The following is a 17,700-nucleotide window of genomic DNA, read 5'->3' on the forward strand; positions in this document are numbered from 1 at the left end:
GCCGTTTCCTCAGAACGTTGCTGTATCCAACGTGCCACGCGTGGCGTGCCGGCGCACGGGATGGCGATCCCTCGAGCCACCGCACGGAGCCGATGACATCGGCACACCGGACCGACGCTTCCGCGCTCCGTCTCAGCGCCGGTCTCGATGCTCCGCCGCTCCCGCGCGCAGAGCTGTGCGAGACCCACACCGGGTGTCGTGTTCTTCATCGGCGACCGCGCCTACAAGCTCAAGAAGGCTGTCGCCCTGGGATTCCTGGACCACAACGACTGTGGCGGCTCGGCGGGCGGCCCGCGAGCGGAAAGTCGCCCTCAACCATCGCTTCGCCCCCGACGCCCGTGGCGGTGATATCAGACCGGGTGTTCGCCGCCCTCGGCGGACGATGGCGCGGTGTCGTCCGCCTCGACGGCGAGCCGGACAGCCACGTCCACCACTCCGTCGACGCTCTCGCACAGCCGCTGGATGATCGGGAGGAGGCTCCTGCGCTCCACGCTGCCGCTGATCGTTACCCTGCCGTCGGTGACGTCGACCATCAGAGCGGAGGGCGACAGCCCGAGTGTGCGGGTGAGGACGTCCTCGAGGATCTCCTCCTGGATCGCCCGGTCCCTCCGCAGGAGCAGTTGAAGGATGTCACTGCGGCTGATCACACCGATCAGCCGGCCCGAGTCGTCCACCACGGGCAGTCGCTTGATCCTGTGCTCCTCCATCAACCGGGCCGCCCTGACTGCGCTCCATCCGGGCCGCGCGACGACGGCCGGGCTGGACATCAGCCCTTCCGCCGTGTTCGCACTGCCCTGTGAGATCTTTCCTCGGATCAGATCCGCCTCGGACACCACACCGACCGGTCGGCCCTCGTCATCGATCACAGGTACGGCCGTAATGCCGTACTCGTCGAGTAGCCGCGCGATCTCCTTGAACGCGGTGCCCCGCTGGACGCTCACCGCCGTGGGCGTCATCAGGTCGGCGACGCTGCGGTGTCTCATCGCACGCCAGCCCCTTCCGGGTGTGTCCGGTCGAGCCGTCTCCTCAGCACCAACGTGGATCAGACGGCCTGCCCACGCACAGGGCCGAGCGGTCCCGTCGTGGGGCCGAACGGGACACACGGTCCAGGCACAGGACGCTTCGGCTCGTCCCCTACCTCCCTCGCGCGCCCAGCCCCGGTGACCCCCGGCCTGCGCATCACAAAGGAGTTCGGCCCGAGGGACTGCGCAGAGCCTCCACCTCATGGCCGGCAGGCACGGCCCGATCGTCCTCGGAACCCGCGGACGCGGAGGGTTCGCCGCACTGCTGCTCGGCTCGGTGGGACTGGACCTCCTTGAACGGCGTTTCGCAGCCCACCGCGATCACCGCGTGCGTCATCACATCACCGACGGTTCGGAGCTGTTTCATGGGCGCTCCTCGATCGGGTCCTTCAGGTTGTTTCTATCGGGGTCTTTGAGAGCAGGTAGGGCAGGTTGTTCGGGAGCCGGGGGTACATCGGCGAGTTTGGGAGCCACCTGGGGGTTGAGCGGATGACATGCCGCTGATGGAGTAATCAAAGGCATGGGCTGTTTGGCCCTTCACGCTTTGCCTGTTGATCACGGTCGTGTCAGGAGATCCGTGTGTACAGGTCGCGTGAGTGGATCTTTGAGCGGATCCGCCGGGACAAGCGTGTGGACCCGTCGGTGTCGGGGCGGATGCTGGCCCAGCGGTACAGGGTGTCGCGGAACACGGTGGCGAAGGCGTTGACCCAGCCGGTGCCGCCGAAGCGGAAGAAGCCGCCGCCCCGGGCGAGTGTGCTGGAGCCGGTGAAGGGCTTCATCGACGCGATGCTGCGGGAGGACCTGGCGGCGCCGCGCAAGCAGAAGCACACGATCAGCCGGGTGATGGAGCGGCTGGCGGCTGAGCACGACTTCGAGCTCGCCTCCTACACGACGGTGCGTGACTACATGGCCAGACGGCGTCCGGAGCTGGTCTTGGAGGCCAGGGAGGGGCGCCGGCATCTGGAGGGTGTTGTTCCGCAGACGAAGCAGCCGGGCGAGGAGGCCGAGGTCGACTTTGCGGACGTCTGGCTGGACCTGGCCGGGCAGCGGCGCAAGTGCGTGCTGTTCACGCTGCGGATGTCGTATTCGGGCAAGGCGGTGCACCGCGTCTATGCGACGGCATCGCAGGAGGCTTTCCTGGAAGGGCACGTCGAGGCGTTCGAGGCGCTGGGCGGCTGCCCGACGGTCCACATTCGCTATGACAATCTCAAGCCAGCGGTCAAGCAGGTGCTGTTTGGCCGTTCGCGCACGGAGACGGCCCGGTGGGCGGCGTTCAGGTCGTGGTACTCGTTCTCGGCGTTCTACTGCACCCCTGGTGAGGAAGGCGCCCACGAGAAGGGCGGGGTCGAGCACGAGGGCGGGCGGTTCCGCCGCAAGCACCTGGTCCCGCCGCCCGAGGTCGAGACGCTGGCCGAGCTGAACGAGCGTCTGGCCGCGATCGATCTGGCCGAGGATGCCCGGCACGTCCATGGCCGTCCGACCTCGATCGGGTTCGACTTCGAAGCCGAGCGCGAGCTGCTGCGGCCCCTGCCTGCGGACGGATACGACTGCGGGATCGACCTGACACCGGTGGTCCAGCGCAACGGTCGCATCACGGTCCGTCAGAGCTACTACTCGGTGCCGGCGAAGTTTATCGGCGCCAAGGTCCGGGTGAAACTGCGGGCCAACGAGCTTCTGGTCTTCGACGGCCGCAAGATCGTCGCTCGGCACCCGCGGCTGACGCGCCGATACACCGCCCACGACATCCTCGACCACTACCTGGAAATCCTGCTGGTGCGCCCCGGCGCGTTCGCCGGGGCTTCGGCCCTCGCACAAGCCAGGGCCGAAGGCACCTTCACCAAGACCCACGAAGCGTTCTGGGCCGCGGCCAAGGCCAAGTGCGGTGACAGGGACGGCACCCGGCTGCTGATCGAAGTGCTGCTACTGCACCGTCAGCTGCCCGCCGAAGCCGTCGTCGCAGGGATGGCCACGGTCGTCAAGGTCGGCTCGGTCAATCCCGACCTGGTGGCCATCGAGGCCCGCAAGGCGATCGAGGACAGCGACCTCGACGAGGCCGACGGCACCGAGGCCGATGCCTGTGACGACCAGGACGGCGACGCGGAGGCCGGCGGCACGGCGGACGAGGGCGCGAAGGTGATCTCCCTGCACGCCCGGCGCCTGCCGCCCGATCCACGCACCCAGCTGCCGGACATGTCCAAGTACGACCGGCTGCTTGCGCCGCCGGCACCGCCGAGGAAACAGCAGAAAGGCACGAGCGCATGAGCCCCACCAAGACGGCCGAGGCCCCTGCGGCCGAGCAGGTCCCGCCCACCAGGATGCCGCTGCCCGGCGATCCCGAGGACGCGGCGATCGACGAAGCTTGCCGGGACCTGCGGCTTCCCGCGTTCCGTGAACGGTTCGTGGAGCTGGCCGCCGACGCCCGGCGCAAGCAGTCGACCTACAAGCAGTTCCTCCTGGACCTGCTGCGGACCGAGGTCGCCGACCGCGACGTCCGCCGTCAGCAAAGGCTCGTCCGCGCGGCGAAATTCCCCCGGCCCAAGCGGCTGGAGGACTTCGACTTCGACAAGAACCCCAACGTCTCCCCGGAAGTCGTCGCCGATCTGAAGTCCACGTCCTGGGTCCGTGAGGGCCGTCCGCTGGTGCTGATCGGTGACTCCGGAACTGGCAAGTCCCACCTACTGATCGGCGTCGGTACCGCGATCGCGGAGGCCGGACTGTCCGTCCGCTACATCACCACCCAGGCCCTGGTGAACGAGCTCGCCGAAGCCGAGGCGGCCAGACGGCTGTCCTCGCTCATGGCCCGCTACACCAAGGTCGACCTGCTCTGCCTGGACGAGTTCGGCTACGCGAACCTGGACAAGAAGGGCGCCAAGCTGCTGTTCCAGATCTTCACCGAACGCGAGGAACGCAAGGCCACCGCGGTCGCCACGAACTCCCCGTTCGCCGAGTGGGACAAGACCTTCGGCGACCGCCGGCTCTGCGCGGCCATCGCCGACCGCATCACGTTCCGCTGCAGCCTGATCCAGACCGGCACCGAGTCCTACCGGCTCCAGGCCACCTGCGACGAACGCTCGATCTGACATCGTGCCGCCCCGGCCGCACACTCGCCGGAAAACGGAGCCGGGCCCTTTCGCACCGTGCCTGTCAGGGACACGGACCGACAGGGCCCGGTGACACACAAGCTATCGCCATCCACCGCCGAATCACGGCGGACACTCCACGCCCCCGAGCGTGACGTCACCCATTAGAGGTGGCTACCGATGCCATGGCTCCCGATCCCGCCGATGCGGTGGCCTGCTCGACTGCCACCACGGCGCAACAATCCGCACCATCCTGGCCCTTCCAGGCCGCCAAGCATTCGAGACCGCGGGAGCCTACCGGGGTGCAGACGAATTCTGGGTCTTCCCTGACTGATCGCGCACCGCTCCACCGGGCCGTGCCCGGCAACGATCGGGCCGCACGACTGCCTCCAGGCACAGCCCCACCGGACTGCGGTCCCAAGCATCACTTCTCCCACTCCCGACAAAGTCGCGTCACTGCAGTCCGGCAAAACCACTACGTGGATGGACTATCCGTGGCCGGGGACGGAACCGCTTCCATCGTGGGCGCTGGAACATGCCCGGTGGAGATGCGTGCTTTTCGCCATGGCAGGAGCAGCGCGCTCGCCATGCACAGCAGGCCGGCGATGAGCAGGGCGCCGCGGACCCCGGCTGCGGCGCCGATGAGGCCACCAATGATCATGAAGGCTGCCTGGCATGTCTTCGAGCCGACAGACCAGGAGGTGCTGACGCGGGACATGAAGGCGTCCGGTGTGGCCGCCATCCGATACGTGGTGAAAGACGGATTGAAAACCCCGGCGGAGAGAAGCAGGCCGAAGTCGGCTGCCACGATGACGAACACGCCGAGGGCACCGGACGGCGTCAGAGGCATGAGGATCGTCCAGAGCGTGCGCGCAACACCGGACAGCAGCAGAATGCGACGCTGTCCGAAGTGCCGGGTGAGCAGCGGGGCCAGACGTGAGCCCAGCACGCCGCCCAGGCACGGCAGCCCCAGAGCAAGTCCGTATTGCCACGGTGCCAGTTCGAGGTCTTCCAGCATGAGGACGGCCATCAGCGGTGAGGCCATCATGATGGATCCGCCGAAGAGCAGGGCGTTGAAGAACAGCGGCCGCAGTCCTGGGTGGCGCAGGAGGTATTGCCAGCCGGCCGCGATGTCGCGGCCCAGGTGAGCGGTGGCGGCGCGGGCCGGTGGCACTGGTTCTGGCTGCCGGATGCGACGGATCCCCAGGGCTGATCCGAGGAAGGACAGTGCGTCGACCACCAGGGTGGCGGCCGCGCCCAGTGCTCCGATCAGGAGCCCGCCGATGGGCGGGCCGGCGCTGACGCTGATCCAGTTGGTTGTCTCGAAGTGGCTGTTGGCACGAAGGCGGTGCTCGGGCAGGACAAGTGCCTTCAGGTGTGCCCCGCTCGCCGCGTCGAAGGCGACAGACGCCGCCGTCTGAAGAACGCCGACGACACACAACTGGGCGAAGGTGAGCTTGTCGAAAGCCATGGCGACCGGAATGCTCGCCAGCAGCACACAGCGTGCCAGGTCGGCGGTGATCATAACCGGCCGCTTGTACTGATGCTCGATACGCGCACCGAGCGGTAGAGCGATCACCGCACTGGCCACCGCGGACAACGCAGCGAGCACAGAAACCTGGAACGCCGAGGAACCCAGCACCAGAAGGGCGATCAGCGGCAACACCCCCATGCCGACGGCGCTGCCCGCTGCGCTGACCGCGTAGGCGCCCCACAGCCGCCGGAAGTCCTGCCCGAGCGTGCTCCGCCGTACCAACCGAACCTCCTGAGGTGCGAAAGCGCTCAGCGTAGTGAATCGGATCACCCTCCACCCCGTAATCAGGCCGCCACCGGACGCACTTCAAAGCTGAGATCAGAAACAGGTACTGGCATCACCCGATAGGGGTGGCTCCCGATCTCATTGACGATCATGAACCTGTGACGGATCCATCCTCGTCACGGACGGAGCAAAGTGGCTCCCAATCCCACCGATGCAGTGGCTCCCGTTCACCCCGCCAAAATCATTCAGGTAGTCCGAGTGCGCGCGACGAGGGCGCGGACAGAGTCGACCGGGACCGAGCGAGGACTGTTCGGCCCCGGCTTCGTCCCACGGCAGGTGTGCTTGCGGAGCGGCCGGCGGCTGTGCACCGAGCAATCAGGATCCGTGAGAAGCGGGCGGGTCCTTTTCACCTTCGTGCGCGATCGCCTGGTGGACGGCGACCACACCGTCGACGGAGCGGCACAGACGCTCGATGATCGGGATCAGATCGCTCGTCACCACCCTGCCGGAGAGTGTCACCACACCGTCACGTACGGCTACCTCCACAGTGCCCGGCGCGAGCCCCAGCGTTTCGCCCAGCACCTCGTGATGGATCTCGTCGCTGATGGCGTCGTCACGGCGGAGGAAGGGCCGCAACAGGTCCCGGCGGCTGACGATGCCGACGAGCCTTCCGGCCTCGTCGATCACAGGAAGCCGCTTCACCTTGTTGCGATCCATCGCCCTGGCCGTTTCGACGATGTTCCATTCGGGTCTGGCGATGATTGCCGGAGCGGACATCATGGCCTTGGCGGTCTCGGCAGCGGCGCGAGCCACGTCACGCGGATCGAGCCGCGGACCGGGTGAACGCCCTTCGGGATCCGGGAGACTGGCCGCCTTGCGGAGGAGATCCGCCTCGGAGACAACACCAAGGGGACGGCCTTGGTCATCGACGACGGGAACTGCCGTGACCTCGTTGTCGACGAACATCTGAGCGATTTCTTTGAAGGAGGAGTCGGGGCGCGCCGTCACGACTCTCCGCGTCATGACTTCTGAAATGGTGCGATGCTGCATGTCCCTCACTCCTTCAGCTGCCGCATGTCGGCGGCCGCTCGGTGCTGCCCCTTCCCCCACTTTCCGCCGACGCCCCCTACGACGGCAGAGCCGAATGGTCCCGTCAGGGGGCTGAATGTCTCAGGACTGCAGGTGCCACGCGCGGGAACCCGGCATGCAGGCTCGCGTAGACCGGCTGAGGCGCAGGACGGAGGCGAACCGCGCGATCTTCATGGTCGAGCCGTTCTCGGGCCGTAGGCAACGCCCGGCCAACAACTCCTTTGGGGCGCCCAACTACTGACAACGGCCCCTCCCCTCGACAAGCCCTGAAGCCGCTCGCCACGACGCGGCAGCGGTGGCGGAAGGCGCGCCCAAAGGTACCCGGGTTGCCGGGCGGCAGCCGGGCCGGACCACGCCCGGCGGTCCTGGCCGGGGTTGCAGTCGCCACCGTCATGCGCAGCCACCGGGCTGATGGGATGATTGCGGGTGGCCGGCAGATCGCTGTGTCGCCACTGGTGCCGTGCAATTCCCCGCTGACCTGATCCGAGGTGTGGAGGAGACCCATGATCAGCAGACGGCGTGTCCTTCACATCGGTGTCGTCGGCGGAACGTCTTTCTTTCTCCTTCCCACGAAGGCAACGTCGCGGGCCGCGCTCGCGGAAACAGGAGTCCTTGATCCGTCGGCAATAGAAAAGTACGTCGCCGAGCTGGTGATACCTCCGGCCATGCCGCTGGACGGCCGGGCCGGCGCGGACAGCTACACGATCGGCGTTCGGCAGTTCCGGCAACAGGTGCTCCCCCCGGGCAGGCCGACCACAACGGTGTGGGGATACGGGTCGACCGGGCGTCCGGAAACCTTCCACTACCCCGCCTTCACCATCGAGGCCGAGTACGGCCGGGCAGTCCAGATCAGATGGGTCAATCAGCTGCTGGACGCGAACGGCAGATACCTGCCGCATCTGCTGCCGGTCGACCCCACGCTCCACTGGGCGAACCCGCCGGGCGGGGCGCCGGGGCGGGACTCACGCCCCACGTTCACCTCGACACCCGGACCGTACAGAGGCCCGGTGCCCATCGTGACCCACCTGCACGGAGGGGCGAACGAAGAGGAGAGCGACGGCTACGCCGAGGCGTGGTACCTGCCCGACGCGCACGGCATTCCCCGCGACTACGCACGGGTCGGATCCTTCTATGAAGAGTTCGCGACGAAGTCCGCGGCGCGGTTCGGTGTGCCTTGGGACCCCGGGGAAGCCGTCTTCCACTACGCCAACCGCGGCCGGGCCGCCACGCTGTGGTTCCATGACCACACCCTGGGCATCACCCGGCTGAACGTGTACGCCGGTATGGCGGGCTTCTACCTGCTTCGCGGCGGGCCGTCCGACCTTGAGGAAGGCATCCTGCCCGGGCCTGCACCCAGGCCTGGTGACCCGTCCGGTACGCGTTACCACGAGATCCCGATCGTCATCCAGGACCGCTCGTTCCGCACGGACGGAAGCCTGTTCTATCCAACGAGCCGAGCGCTCTTTGACAAGTTCAAGGGCCCTTATGTGCCCGGCAGCGACATCGCGCCGATCTGGAACCCGGAGTACTTCGGCAACGCGATGGTCACCAACGGCAGGACATGGCCGGTACTGCCCGTGGAACCGCGCCGCTACCGGTTCCGGCTTCTCAACGGCTGCAATGCACGCACCCTGATCCTGAAGATCGTCAGCGACCCGGTGACGCGCAGGCCGGCATTGGCAGCGCTTGCTCTGTGGCAGCTGGGAAGCGAGGGAGGCTTCCTGCCCGCACCGGTTCGGCGTGAGGAGCTGCTGCTCGCGCCTGCCGAACGCGCCGACATCATTGTCGACTTCACCTCCCTCCCGGTCAGTGCGGAGCTGTACCTGATCAACGAGGGACCGGACGCCGCGTTCGCGGGCGGCACGGCCGGGACGGACTTCGCCGCGGCGGACCCGATGACCACCGGGCAGGTCATGAAATTCGTGATCAAACCGCTCGCCACAGCAGACACGTCAACACCTCCCTCACAACTCACGCTGCCACCATTCGAGCCACTGGGCGCGGCCGACCGCACCCGGCGAGTCTCGCTCAACGAGTTGGCGTCTGCTCGGCTGCCGCACGTGGGCCCCCGCGAGGTACTGCTCGGCACGTTCGATCCGCATGGCAAGCCGCAACCACTGGGATGGGACGACCCCATCACGGAGAACCCCGCGCTGGGGTCGACGGAGATCTGGGAGATCCACAACCTGACGAAGGATGCCCACCCCATTCACATCCATGAGGTTCAGTTCCAGATCGTCGACCGGCAAAAGATCCCGGCGGGCAGCCGTCGGCCTCCGGAAGCATGGGAGCGCGGTTTCAAGGACACAGTGCTCGCTTATCCGTATGCGATTACCCGCGTCAGGGTGCGCTTCGGCCAGGCTGGCCGATACATGTGGCACTGCCACATACTGGAGCACGAGGACAACGAGATGATGCGGCCCTTTCGCGTCGGGCCGGCCTGACATCCCACCGGGGTCGCGCCGCCGGCAGTGGGCCTCGGGCCATGACCGCCACCGTCGGTCTCGCCCCGTGCGGAGGCGCCGACGCCGACATACCAGGAGGGCAACCCTTCACCGGACGGCTCCTCAGCACGCGTTGCAGGTCAGACAGTGGGCATCCTCCTGGCCGGAGCCGACGGAGATGCCCGGTGCCTGGCATTCGAGACGCGTGTTGTGCCGACAGCCGGTCATCTTGCATGCCCGGACCTGCCCGACGGCGGCGGGATCACCGCCCTTGGACGAGGTGACGAAGAACGTGTCGCACGGCGCGTGGGGAGGATCGCCGACGGTGATGGCCAGCGCGTGGCACGCGGTGCCCACGTTGTACGAGCACGACTCCACAGCGCACTCGTTGATGAAGGGCATCTCCATGGGGCCTCCTGGCATCTGGCGCACGCGCCAGGACTCAGCGGTGGCGGACTGGCGTGTCGCGCGAATGCTCAGTCCTCACGGTGCTGTGGCTCTCCCCCGACACGGCGTGCTGGATGGGCCAGGAATCACCCGAAGAGCAGGAGTGCGTCAGAAGTAGGTCGGCTCGGACTGAGCGTCGGACAGTGACAGTCCACGCTCGACGGCCGCCGTTTTCTGACCGGCTCCCTGGCCCGTTACGCGATCAGCGGTCGGTGGCTGCATTCGGCTGCGGCCGACGCGGCGCGGCAGGCAGGCCTCGGCGATCCGGCCGGAGGCGCCGTGTGCCGCAACCCGTTCCGCAGCATCGTGGTCCGCGCGGTCGAGGTGGTCCACGCGATCGAGGAGGCGCTGCGGATCATCGACGCGTACCGGCCACCGTCCGGGCCGTATGTCGCCGCCCCGCCGAGGGAGAGCACCGGCTTCGGGGCGACCGAAGCCCCACGCGGACTCCTCTTCCACCGCTATGCCATGGATGCGGAGGGCAATCTCACCGCCGCCCGCATCGTGCCCCCCACGGCCCAGAACCAGGCCGCCATCGAGGAGGATCTCCGCCGGCTGGTGCAATCACGGCTGGACCGGCCCGGCACCCCCGCCACCGACGAGGAGCCGACCGCACTGTGCGAGCGGTCCATCCGCAACCACGACCCCTGCATCTCCTGCTCGGAGCATTTCCTCGACCTGACCGTGGAACGCACATGACCGGCCGGGTGGTCGTCATCGGTGTGGGCAACCCGTTCCGCCGCGACGACGGCGTCGGCCCGGCCGTGGTCGAGGCACTGCGCGCCGCCGAGGTGCCCGCGGACACGCTGACCGTCAGCGACGGCGAACCCGCTCGGATGCTCGATCTGTGGGGCCGTCAGGACACCGTAGTCATCGTGGAGGCGGTGCACGCGCACCCCGGACACCCGGGACGACTGCACACACTGCGCGCCGAGGACGCCGCCCGGTACGCAAGCGATTCCGCCAGTAGCCATGCCCTCGGCCTCGGCGAAACCATCGCTCTGGCCGCCGCCCTCGACCGGCTGCCCCGCGAACTCGTGGTGCATGCGGTCGAAGGAGCGGATTTCACCCTGGGCACCGGGCTGAGCCCCCTGGTCCGGTCGGCGCTCCCGGAACTGACCCGCCTGGCCGCCGACACCGTCCGTACCGCGCGGGCCTGATCCTCGATTCCTGCGGCGGCCGCCCCCACCAGGGCCGTACCGATCGTCGGCACGGCGGACTGCCTGGTTCTGGCATACGCCCCGCCCCTGGCTCGGTTCTGTGGGGAGTGGTGGTGATCGTGCTCGCCTGAACGTCACGGCCTACGACCTGTGCAACGCGCTCACCCGCGCCTGGTGATGCCGGCCGGGAACCACGCCCGTGAACGTACACCGCCCCTCGGGGACCCCCGTCGTCCCGCTGGTGGAATGCCGCGCCGGCGCAGCTCGTTCGGCCCGTAGGGAGACGGGAACTATGACCGGAACCGCTGAAGACGAACGCCGGGCCACCAAGGAGTGGAAGCCGGCGCTGTCCCTCTTCAGGGAGGGCTCGGGCACCGTGGCTCGGGTCGTCCTGGACACCGGCGACATTCTCCAAGGCCACGCCGAGGCGCATGACAGCCCGCAAGACGGGCCGGTGCCCGAGATCGGCGACGAACTCACCGCTGAGCGAGCGCTGGTATCACTGGGGCAGTGTCTGATCCGCGCAGCGGCCGCCGACATCGAGGACATGGAGTCCGACCACTGGGAGAACAGCGCATGGTGGACACCGTGAGCGCCTTCATCCGCGGGGAATGACAGCCACTGGGCAGTGCGCATGGTGCAGGACGGCAGGGGTGACGCGTCCCATCAGTGCGCCGATCGAATGCGCAGGCCCCCTGGCGCCCACCACCAGGAGATCGGCATGGGAAGAGGCTTCGACCAGCACGTTGGCGGGGGACCGCTCCGTTTTCACCTCGTCGCTGATGTCAACGTCCGGGAACTCCCGTCGGACGGATTCGACGACACCTCCCGCGCCTGCGGTGGCCTGCTCCCCCGCGCGCGCTCGCGCCTCGTCGGCGATGAGTGCCACGCTCTCCAGGTACTGGGGGAGTGTCCACGCGGTCACCAGGTGCAAGGCCGCCTTGCGGCGGGCGGCGGTGCGCCCCGCGCAGCGCGCGACCTCGAGATCCCGTTCGTCCCGCAGGCCCGCGAGGACGACTCCCCTCGGTGGCTGTTCCGTACCGCGGACCACGACCACGGGTCCTCTCGCGTGACTCGCCACCTTGAGACTGACCGAGCCCAGCAGGAGGGCGGGGAATCCGCTGAGGCCACGGGAGCCCACGACGATGGTCGCGGTGTCGCCCGCCGTCCCCAGCAGGCTCGTGTCGGGGCGGTCCCCGCTGACAGTGGTGGTGACCCGCAGGTCTGGCACCTGCCCGCGGGCATGCTCGGCCGCTTCGTCCACGATGAGGTGCGCCGCGTCGTGGACGAGGCGGATGGTGTCGGGGGCCAGGTTTCCGCCCCAGGCATCGATGCCGGTGGCGTGCACGATGTGCAGGGGCTGGCTGCGGGCAGCCGCCTCCCGAGCGGCCCACTTGACCGCCGGTACGGCGTCGGGTGAACCGTCGGTGCCCACCACCACCGGCCCGTCCGCCGGGCTCTCCGCGGTGTGTGCGTCCATGGGACCTCCTCACCGGTCACCGGTCGCGGTCGGCTTCATTGGGTCCGCAGGCCTCGCCGGGCAGGTGTACGCCACGCAGAATGGAAGTGCGTCAAATATCCCTTTTCTTCTCAGCGGAGGTGAGCCGCGATGACCCTGCCCGTGCGACACCGTCCAGGCCGACTGCTGGAGCGGGGGTTCCCGGGTTGGCCTGCGCCGGTATCGGCCGAGTTCGATGAGTTGTTCGACCGCATGAGCCGGCTGTTGGAGTCGGCCGCCATGCCCGCCATGGGCGAGGCGATGGCCTGGGCGCCGCTGGCCGATGTGCGCGAGACCGATGACGCCTACGTAGTCGAGTGCGAATTGCCCGGCATCAAGCGCGAGGATATCGATGTCGAGGTAGGCGAACGGGAGCTGACCATTACCGGCGAGTTGAAGGAGGGCGAACGTTCGGGCACCCTGCGCCGGAGCACTCGCCGCTCCGGGTGCTTCGAGTACCGGGCGCTGCTGCCCACCGAAGTGAAGTCCTTCGACGTCAGCGCGACCCTGGCCGACGGGGTACTCACAGTGACCATGCCCAAGGCACAGGCCGCGAAGCCGCGCCATGTCGAGGTCACCCCCCAGTCCTGACCGGCTGCACGCCGCGGCCCGACTGACCAGGCGCCGGGCCGAGGCCCCAGTGGGCGGAAAGCAGCCGGCGCCCACCCTGGTACATGGGGGCCGATGGCCTGCCCGCCGGCTGAGCAGACTCCGCGAGGAGAGGCGATGACGATGATGTGGTACGACGGCGGATGGGGGTGGGGCGGCTGGTTCGTGATGGCCGTGATGATGGTCGTGTTCTGGGGGCTGGTGATCGCCGGTATCGTCGCCGTCGTCCACTACGTCGGTGACGCCCGGCGGGACGGCCGGGCCGCCCCGGCCGATGAGCGGGGATGGGGGCAGAGGCGGGCCGAGGAACTGCTCGCCGAGCGGTTCGCTCGCGGGGAGATCGACGAAGACGAGTACAGACGGCGCCGGGCCTTGCTGCGGGAGCCTCCGTGAGTGCGATGCGCCGCAACGGCGTGTGGCTGATCGTGGCGGGAGCCGCGGCCGCAGTGATACTCGGTATCGCCACCACGCTGATGCTCGCTGCAACCGGCGCCTTTCACGGCACGCCCCGTGCGGGCCTGGTCCCGCCGCGGGCGCGCTGTGCGGCCCCCGCCCTGAAAGGCCAGGTCGTGGCTGTCACCTTGGCCGACATGGGTCCCGGGATGATGGGCGGTCCCGACCGGCCGGACGCGATGCGGCTGTTCGTCAGCCCCGGCACGGTTGCGACAGGCACGGTGTCGCTGCGGGTGTTCAACGCAGGAGTCCGCACGCACGAACTACTGGTGCTGCCGCTGCCGGGAGGACAGGCTGTTGGGCAACGTTCGACGGGCTCCGGCGGACGGATCGATGAGTCGGGCAGCCTGGCCGAGTCGTCGCGCAGCTGCGGTGCGGGGGCCGGGGCCGGCATCACCCCCGGTGCCACGTCCTGGACCACGCTGCCACTGAGGCCGGGCCGCTACGAGCTGGTGTGCAACCTGCCCGGTCACTACTCCGCCGGAATGTACGCCGAACTCGACGTCACCAGCCGCTGAGAGCGACCCCATCCGCCATGTGCCGCCAGGCAACGCAGGACAACTGGACGGCGTGGTCTCGCTCTCCGAGCGCCCGGCCTACCTGCGACGGCCGCCAGGGTGTGAGAAACCGGAAACCGTTCCAGTGACCGGCCTACTGGATGCGCTTCAGGCCGACGGACTGATCGCGCGCGAAGGGAACCCCATGGACCGTCGGGCGACGCCGGTCTCCCCCACCGAGCAGGGCCGCTCGGTCACGGCGGCGCAGACCGCCGCCCCGGCCGCGGCAACCGGGACTGCGATGTCTCGTCGTCGGACGCGGTGCATCCCATCGAGCCTCAAGTGCCGTACATCTGCGCGGTCATGGAGCAGATGGCTCGCGCGATGGCGTCGGTCTCCTGCTCCATCGGGGTCCGGTGCGGCGGCGCGACGACCTTGGCGCGGGACGCACGTACGGAAGATCGTCCGCGCGGCCGCACCCGGCCCCTCGGGTCAGCTCGTCGCGCGCACCGCGTCACGGATCAGGTCTGCGACAGCGCATCAAGGCCCGTCGTTCCTGATGAGGGGCACCTGGCCGGGCCGAGCGGCCACCGGGTGCGCGCCCCGTGCCGTCACTGCCGGGGGATCCCGCGGACGGGATGCCTGCTCATGATGGAGACCCGGTTGAAGGCGCCGATGGTGATCGCCACCCAGATCACCGCGGACACCTCGTCCTCGGTCAACACCTGACGGGCGGTGTCGTAGGCGGCCTGGTGCGCGTCGCGGTCGGCGGTGTCGGTGGTCACCTCGGCCAGAGCGAGCGCCGCGCGCTCCCGCGGCGTGAACAGTTCCGTGTCCCGCCAGGCGGCCAGCACCCCCAGCCGCCGCGTGCTCTCGCCCGCGCGCAGCGCCGCCCTGGTGTGTACGTCGAGGCAGTAGGCGCAGCCGTTGATCTGCGACACGCGCATGTTGATCAGCTCCACGACGACGTGGTCGAGCCCGGCCTCGGCGGCGACCGCACGAACCGCTTCGGACGTCTGCACGAGTGCGTGGTAGGCCTTCGGGCTCCGCTTGTCGATGAAAATCCGCGGGGCTTTCGAATCCGTTGCGCCGATGTTCAATGTGGGACTCCTTCGGGGCTGCTTCCAGATCGTGTGTGCTCACCGTGTGCCGGTCGGCTCGATCAGCCTACGATCGAACAACTTATGTTGAAAATGAAATCATTTCGTCGTCGGGAGGCGATGCATGATGAGCAACGTCGAAGTGGAAGCCGCCGGACCGCGCTGCGGAGCACCGGGGAGCGACGCCGGGTGGAGAGTCGACATCCTCCTCCCCGCGTGACGTCCCGCTGGGCGGCCCACGAGCAATGACCGTACGCCGTGCATTGCCGCAGCGCGCCCGGACCTTGCACCAATGCCGTCACGCCGGGCCGGCCTTCCCGTCGCCTGTTGCACTCGAGCGCACCACTTCTGGCCCGGAAGCGCGCGGAGTTGTGCGCAAGCCGCTCGGTCGGGTGGCAGGGACGGAAGCGGACACGAAGAGCCCAAGGTCGCCGCGTCCCCCGGCGAGTCACGGCCGCCCGGGTGGCAGACCCTACGTGAGACCGGTATTCGGTTCCTTACGCCTGCCCGGCCGTTCAGTCGACGGCTGGATCTTTGCCGTACGACGGGAGCACCGCGAATGGCCGTCCCCGCCCGACCCAGTCGCCTGCGCGCGTGGTTGCTCGAAGGCTTGACCGCCGAGCCGAGGCAGCGTCCGGGCCCGCATGCGGAGACCCCCGCCGTGCACAAGGGACAGCGATGGTGGCGGGTCATGTGCCTGACCGGGCTCGACTACTTCTCCACCCTTGGCTACCAGCCGGGCATCGCGGCACTGGCCGCCGGCCTGCTGTCGCCGCTCGCGACCATCGTGCTGGTGGTGCTGACCCTGGTGGGCGCGCTGCCGGTGTACCGGCGGGTGTCCGAGGAGAGCCCGCACGGTGCGGGCTCGATCGCCATGCTGGAACGGCTGCTGCCGTTCTGGAAGGGCAAGCTGTTCGTACTGACGCTGCTGGGCTTCGCCGCGACGGACTTCCTGATCACGATCACCCTGTCGGCGGCGGACGCCACGGCGCATCTGGTGGAGAACCCGCACTTCACAAGTGTCTTGAAGGGCCATCATGTCCCGATCACGCTCTTGTTGATCGCGCTGCTCGGCGGCGTGTTCCTCAAGGGTTTCGGTGAGGCCATCGGGCTGGCGGTGGTGCTGGTGGCGTCGTATCTCGCGCTGAACGCCGTCGTGGTGTCCGTAGGGCTGTGGCATGTCATCACCGCACCAAACGTGATCACCGACTGGTCCCATGCACTGACCACCGACTACGGGAATCCGCTGCTCATGATCGGCGTGGCACTGGTGGTCTTCCCCAAACTCGCACTGGGTCTGTCCGGATTCGAGACCGGCGTGGCAGTCATGCCGCATATCGAGGGTGCCCCGGGAGACACCGAGGAGAGGCCGGTGGGCCGTATTCGCGGGACGAAGAAGCTGCTGACCACGGCTGCCGCCATCATGAGTGTCTTCCTGATCAGCAGCAGTTTCATCACCACCCTGCTGATCCCGGCCAAGGAGTTCGAATCCGGTGGCCGGGCCAATGGGCGTGCCCTCGCCTATCTGGCCCACGAGTACCTGGGGTCGGCGTTCGGGACGGTCTACGATTTCTCCACCATCCTCATCCTCTGGTTCGCGGGCGCCTCCGCCATGGCCGGCCTGCTCAATCTGATGCCGCGCTATCTGCCCCGCTACGGCATGGCTCCGCACTGGGCGCGTGCGGTGCGCCCCATGGTCATCGTCTTCACCTTGGTCGCCTTCCTCGTGACCTGGATCTTCAACGCGAACGTCGACGCCCAGGGCGGCGCGTACGCCACCGGTGTCCTGGTTCTCATCACATCGGCCGCGGTCGCCGTCACCATCGCCGCGCGCCGGGCCGGGCAGCGTGGCTGGACCATCGCCTTCGGGGCCGTCTCCGCGGTCTTCGTCTACACGACGGCCGCGAACATCGTCGAGCGGCCCGACGGTGTGAAGATCGGCGCCTGCTTCATCACCGGCATCATGGGACTTTCGCTTGCATCCCGTCTGGCCCGGGTCTTCGAGCTGCGGGTGACGGATGTGTCCTTCGACGACATGGCCGCGCGTTTCATCCGTGACACCGCCAGCCGCACCATCCGTTTCATCGCCAATGAGCCCGACCGTCGCGACATGGCCGAGTACCGCGAGAAGATCAAGCAGATCCGTGCGGACAACGACGTCCCGGACGGGGACGATCTCATGTTCGTCGAGGTCACTGTCCTCGACCCGTCCGAGTTCGAGTCCGGGCTGCGGGTACACGGCGAGGTGATGCACGACCGCTACCGCGTCCTCACCCTGGAGAGTTCCAGCGTCCCCAACGCGCTCGCAGCACTGCTGCTGCACGTACGGGACGAGACCGGTCAGCGACCGCACATCTACTTCGAGTGGACCGAAGGCAATCCCCTCGCCAACTTTCTGCGGTTCTTCCTGTTCGGCCAGGGAGAGGTGGCGCCCGTCACCCGTGAGGTCCTCCGCGAGGCCGAACCGGATCGCGCCCGACGGCCGCACATCCACGTCGGCTGACGAACGTGCTCCGCGCCGGGCAGCCGGAGGCCCGGCGTC

The 17,700-nt window shown here is 68.3% G+C and carries 17 protein-coding genes and 2 pseudogenes; 12 read left to right on the forward strand and 7 right to left on the reverse strand.

Going from position 1 to position 17,700, the window contains the following annotated elements; genetic code table 11:
* Positions 1 to 350 precede the first annotated feature (350 nt).
* Positions 351 to 983 (reverse strand): CBS domain-containing protein, encoded by a 633-nt coding sequence (locus tag ABD858_RS02115; RefSeq protein ID WP_345034129.1) that lies wholly within the window; start codon positions 981 to 983, stop codon positions 351 to 353.
* A 196-nt stretch (positions 984 to 1,179) separates the two neighbouring features.
* Positions 1,180 to 1,389 (reverse strand): hypothetical protein, encoded by a 210-nt coding sequence (locus ABD858_RS02120; RefSeq protein ID WP_345034132.1) that lies wholly within the window; start codon positions 1,387 to 1,389, stop codon positions 1,180 to 1,182.
* A gap of 212 nt (positions 1,390 to 1,601) precedes the next feature.
* Between ABD858_RS02120 and istA the strand changes: the two genes are divergently transcribed.
* The gene (istA, locus tag ABD858_RS02125; RefSeq protein WP_425586134.1) at positions 1,602 to 3,284 is read left to right on the forward strand and encodes an IS21 family transposase; all 1,683 of its coding nucleotides are present in this window, start codon (positions 1,602 to 1,604) and stop codon (positions 3,282 to 3,284) included.
* 53 nt (positions 3,285 to 3,337) lie between these two features.
* Positions 3,338 to 4,102 carry an IS21-like element helper ATPase IstB gene (gene istB, locus ABD858_RS02130; protein ID WP_425586302.1) on the forward strand — a complete coding sequence of 255 codons (765 nt, stop codon included), beginning with the start codon at positions 3,338 to 3,340 and terminating at the stop codon, positions 4,100 to 4,102.
* Positions 4,103 to 4,577: 475 nt separating this feature from the next.
* On the opposite strand, the gene ABD858_RS02135 is transcribed toward istB, so the two are convergent.
* Together ABD858_RS02135 and ABD858_RS02140 are read right to left on the reverse strand one after the other, a co-directional pair.
* Positions 4,578 to 5,858, reverse strand: coding sequence for an MFS transporter (locus ABD858_RS02135; RefSeq protein WP_345034137.1), 1,281 nt, complete (start codon positions 5,856 to 5,858; stop codon positions 4,578 to 4,580).
* A 378-nt stretch (positions 5,859 to 6,236) separates the two neighbouring features.
* On the reverse strand, positions 6,237 to 6,911 hold the full coding sequence (locus ABD858_RS02140; protein ID WP_345034139.1) for a CBS domain-containing protein: 675 nt from the start codon (positions 6,909 to 6,911) through the stop codon (positions 6,237 to 6,239).
* A gap of 154 nt (positions 6,912 to 7,065) precedes the next feature.
* Between ABD858_RS02140 and ABD858_RS02145 the strand changes: the two genes are divergently transcribed.
* Together ABD858_RS02145 and ABD858_RS02150 are read left to right on the forward strand one after the other, a co-directional pair.
* Positions 7,066 to 7,191: a hypothetical protein gene (locus tag ABD858_RS02145; protein ID WP_345034142.1), complete on the forward strand. Its 126-nt coding sequence runs from the start codon at positions 7,066 to 7,068 to the stop codon at positions 7,189 to 7,191.
* 262 nt (positions 7,192 to 7,453) lie between these two features.
* Positions 7,454 to 9,394, forward strand: a complete 1,941-nt coding sequence (locus tag ABD858_RS02150; RefSeq protein ID WP_345034145.1) for a multicopper oxidase family protein — start codon at positions 7,454 to 7,456, stop codon at positions 9,392 to 9,394.
* Between the two features lie 123 nt (positions 9,395 to 9,517).
* On the opposite strand, the gene ABD858_RS02155 is transcribed toward ABD858_RS02150, so the two are convergent.
* Complete coding sequence (locus ABD858_RS02155) at positions 9,518 to 9,802, reverse strand: DUF1540 domain-containing protein (protein ID WP_345034147.1); 285 nt, start codon at positions 9,800 to 9,802, stop codon at positions 9,518 to 9,520.
* Positions 9,803 to 9,991: 189 nt separating this feature from the next.
* Here ABD858_RS02155 and ABD858_RS02160 point away from each other — a divergent pair.
* From ABD858_RS02160 to ABD858_RS02170, 3 genes and pseudogenes are all read left to right on the forward strand, one after another.
* Positions 9,992 to 10,540 (forward strand): annotated as a pseudogene (locus tag ABD858_RS02160) (nickel-dependent hydrogenase large subunit); the annotation flags it as partial.
* Positions 10,537 to 11,001: a hydrogenase maturation protease gene (locus ABD858_RS02165; RefSeq protein ID WP_345034149.1), complete on the forward strand. Its 465-nt coding sequence runs from the start codon at positions 10,537 to 10,539 to the stop codon at positions 10,999 to 11,001. The pseudogene ABD858_RS02160 and the gene ABD858_RS02165, both read left to right, overlap by 4 nt.
* 292 nt (positions 11,002 to 11,293) lie before the next feature.
* A complete protein-coding gene (locus ABD858_RS02170; protein ID WP_345034150.1) occupies positions 11,294 to 11,593 on the forward strand; it encodes a dsRBD fold-containing protein in 300 nt (99 codons plus the stop codon).
* A 6-nt stretch (positions 11,594 to 11,599) separates the two neighbouring features.
* Here the strand turns inward: ABD858_RS02170 and ABD858_RS02175 are convergent, their stop codons facing one another.
* Positions 11,600 to 12,481 carry a universal stress protein gene (locus ABD858_RS02175; protein WP_345034153.1) on the reverse strand — a complete coding sequence of 294 codons (882 nt, stop codon included), beginning with the start codon at positions 12,479 to 12,481 and terminating at the stop codon, positions 11,600 to 11,602.
* 231 nt (positions 12,482 to 12,712) lie between these two features.
* On the opposite strand from ABD858_RS02175, the gene ABD858_RS02180 reads away from it, so the two are divergent.
* From ABD858_RS02180 to ABD858_RS02190, 3 genes are all read left to right on the forward strand, one after another.
* Complete coding sequence (locus ABD858_RS02180; RefSeq protein ID WP_345034156.1) at positions 12,713 to 13,090, forward strand: Hsp20/alpha crystallin family protein; 378 nt, start codon at positions 12,713 to 12,715, stop codon at positions 13,088 to 13,090.
* Between the two features lie 135 nt (positions 13,091 to 13,225).
* Positions 13,226 to 13,501 (forward strand): SHOCT domain-containing protein, encoded by a 276-nt coding sequence (locus ABD858_RS02185; RefSeq protein ID WP_425586135.1) that lies wholly within the window; start codon positions 13,226 to 13,228, stop codon positions 13,499 to 13,501.
* A 5-nt stretch (positions 13,502 to 13,506) separates the two neighbouring features.
* A complete protein-coding gene (locus tag ABD858_RS02190) occupies positions 13,507 to 14,079 on the forward strand; it encodes a hypothetical protein (protein WP_345044216.1) in 573 nt (190 codons plus the stop codon).
* 590 nt (positions 14,080 to 14,669) lie between these two features.
* Here ABD858_RS02190 and ABD858_RS02195 read toward each other — a convergent pair.
* On the reverse strand, positions 14,670 to 15,158 hold the full coding sequence (locus ABD858_RS02195) for a carboxymuconolactone decarboxylase family protein (protein WP_345034157.1): 489 nt from the start codon (positions 15,156 to 15,158) through the stop codon (positions 14,670 to 14,672).
* A gap of 127 nt (positions 15,159 to 15,285) precedes the next feature.
* Between ABD858_RS02195 and ABD858_RS02200 the strand changes: the two are divergent.
* A pseudogene (locus tag ABD858_RS02200) lies at positions 15,286 to 15,445 on the forward strand (pirin family protein); the annotation flags it as partial.
* 272 nt (positions 15,446 to 15,717) lie between these two features.
* Positions 15,718 to 17,661, forward strand: coding sequence for an APC family permease (locus ABD858_RS02205; protein WP_345034158.1), 1,944 nt, complete (start codon positions 15,718 to 15,720; stop codon positions 17,659 to 17,661).
* Positions 17,662 to 17,700: the final 39 nt, after the last annotated feature.

The organism is Streptomyces sannanensis, from assembly GCF_039536205.1.
Lineage (GTDB): Bacteria > Actinomycetota > Actinomycetes > Streptomycetales > Streptomycetaceae > Streptomyces > Streptomyces sannanensis.

Excerpts from the sequence above, each read along its gene's own strand:
- ABD858_RS02115 (WP_345034129.1), bottom strand. The coding sequence starts at position 983 with ATGAGACACCGCAGCGTCGCCGACCTGATGACGCCCACGGCGGTGAGC.
- ABD858_RS02120 (WP_345034132.1), bottom strand. The coding sequence starts at position 1,389 with ATGAAACAGCTCCGAACCGTCGGTGATGTGATGACGCACGCGGTGATC.
- istB (WP_425586302.1), top strand. The coding sequence starts at position 3,338 with ATGCCGCTGCCCGGCGATCCCGAGGACGCGGCGATCGACGAAGCTTGC.
- ABD858_RS02140 (WP_345034139.1), bottom strand. The coding sequence starts at position 6,911 with ATGCAGCATCGCACCATTTCAGAAGTCATGACGCGGAGAGTCGTGACG.
- ABD858_RS02145 (WP_345034142.1), top strand. The coding sequence starts at position 7,066 with ATGCAGGCTCGCGTAGACCGGCTGAGGCGCAGGACGGAGGCGAACCGC.
- ABD858_RS02150 (WP_345034145.1), top strand. The coding sequence starts at position 7,454 with ATGATCAGCAGACGGCGTGTCCTTCACATCGGTGTCGTCGGCGGAACG.
- ABD858_RS02155 (WP_345034147.1), bottom strand. The coding sequence starts at position 9,802 with ATGGAGATGCCCTTCATCAACGAGTGCGCTGTGGAGTCGTGCTCGTAC.
- ABD858_RS02165 (WP_345034149.1), top strand. The coding sequence starts at position 10,537 with ATGACCGGCCGGGTGGTCGTCATCGGTGTGGGCAACCCGTTCCGCCGC.
- ABD858_RS02170 (WP_345034150.1), top strand. The coding sequence starts at position 11,294 with ATGACCGGAACCGCTGAAGACGAACGCCGGGCCACCAAGGAGTGGAAG.
- ABD858_RS02175 (WP_345034153.1), bottom strand. The coding sequence starts at position 12,481 with ATGGACGCACACACCGCGGAGAGCCCGGCGGACGGGCCGGTGGTGGTG.
- ABD858_RS02180 (WP_345034156.1), top strand. The coding sequence starts at position 12,713 with ATGAGCCGGCTGTTGGAGTCGGCCGCCATGCCCGCCATGGGCGAGGCG.
- ABD858_RS02185 (WP_425586135.1), top strand. The coding sequence starts at position 13,226 with ATGACGATGATGTGGTACGACGGCGGATGGGGGTGGGGCGGCTGGTTC.
- ABD858_RS02190 (WP_345044216.1), top strand. The coding sequence starts at position 13,507 with ATGCGCCGCAACGGCGTGTGGCTGATCGTGGCGGGAGCCGCGGCCGCA.
- ABD858_RS02205 (WP_345034158.1), top strand. The coding sequence starts at position 15,718 with ATGGCCGTCCCCGCCCGACCCAGTCGCCTGCGCGCGTGGTTGCTCGAA.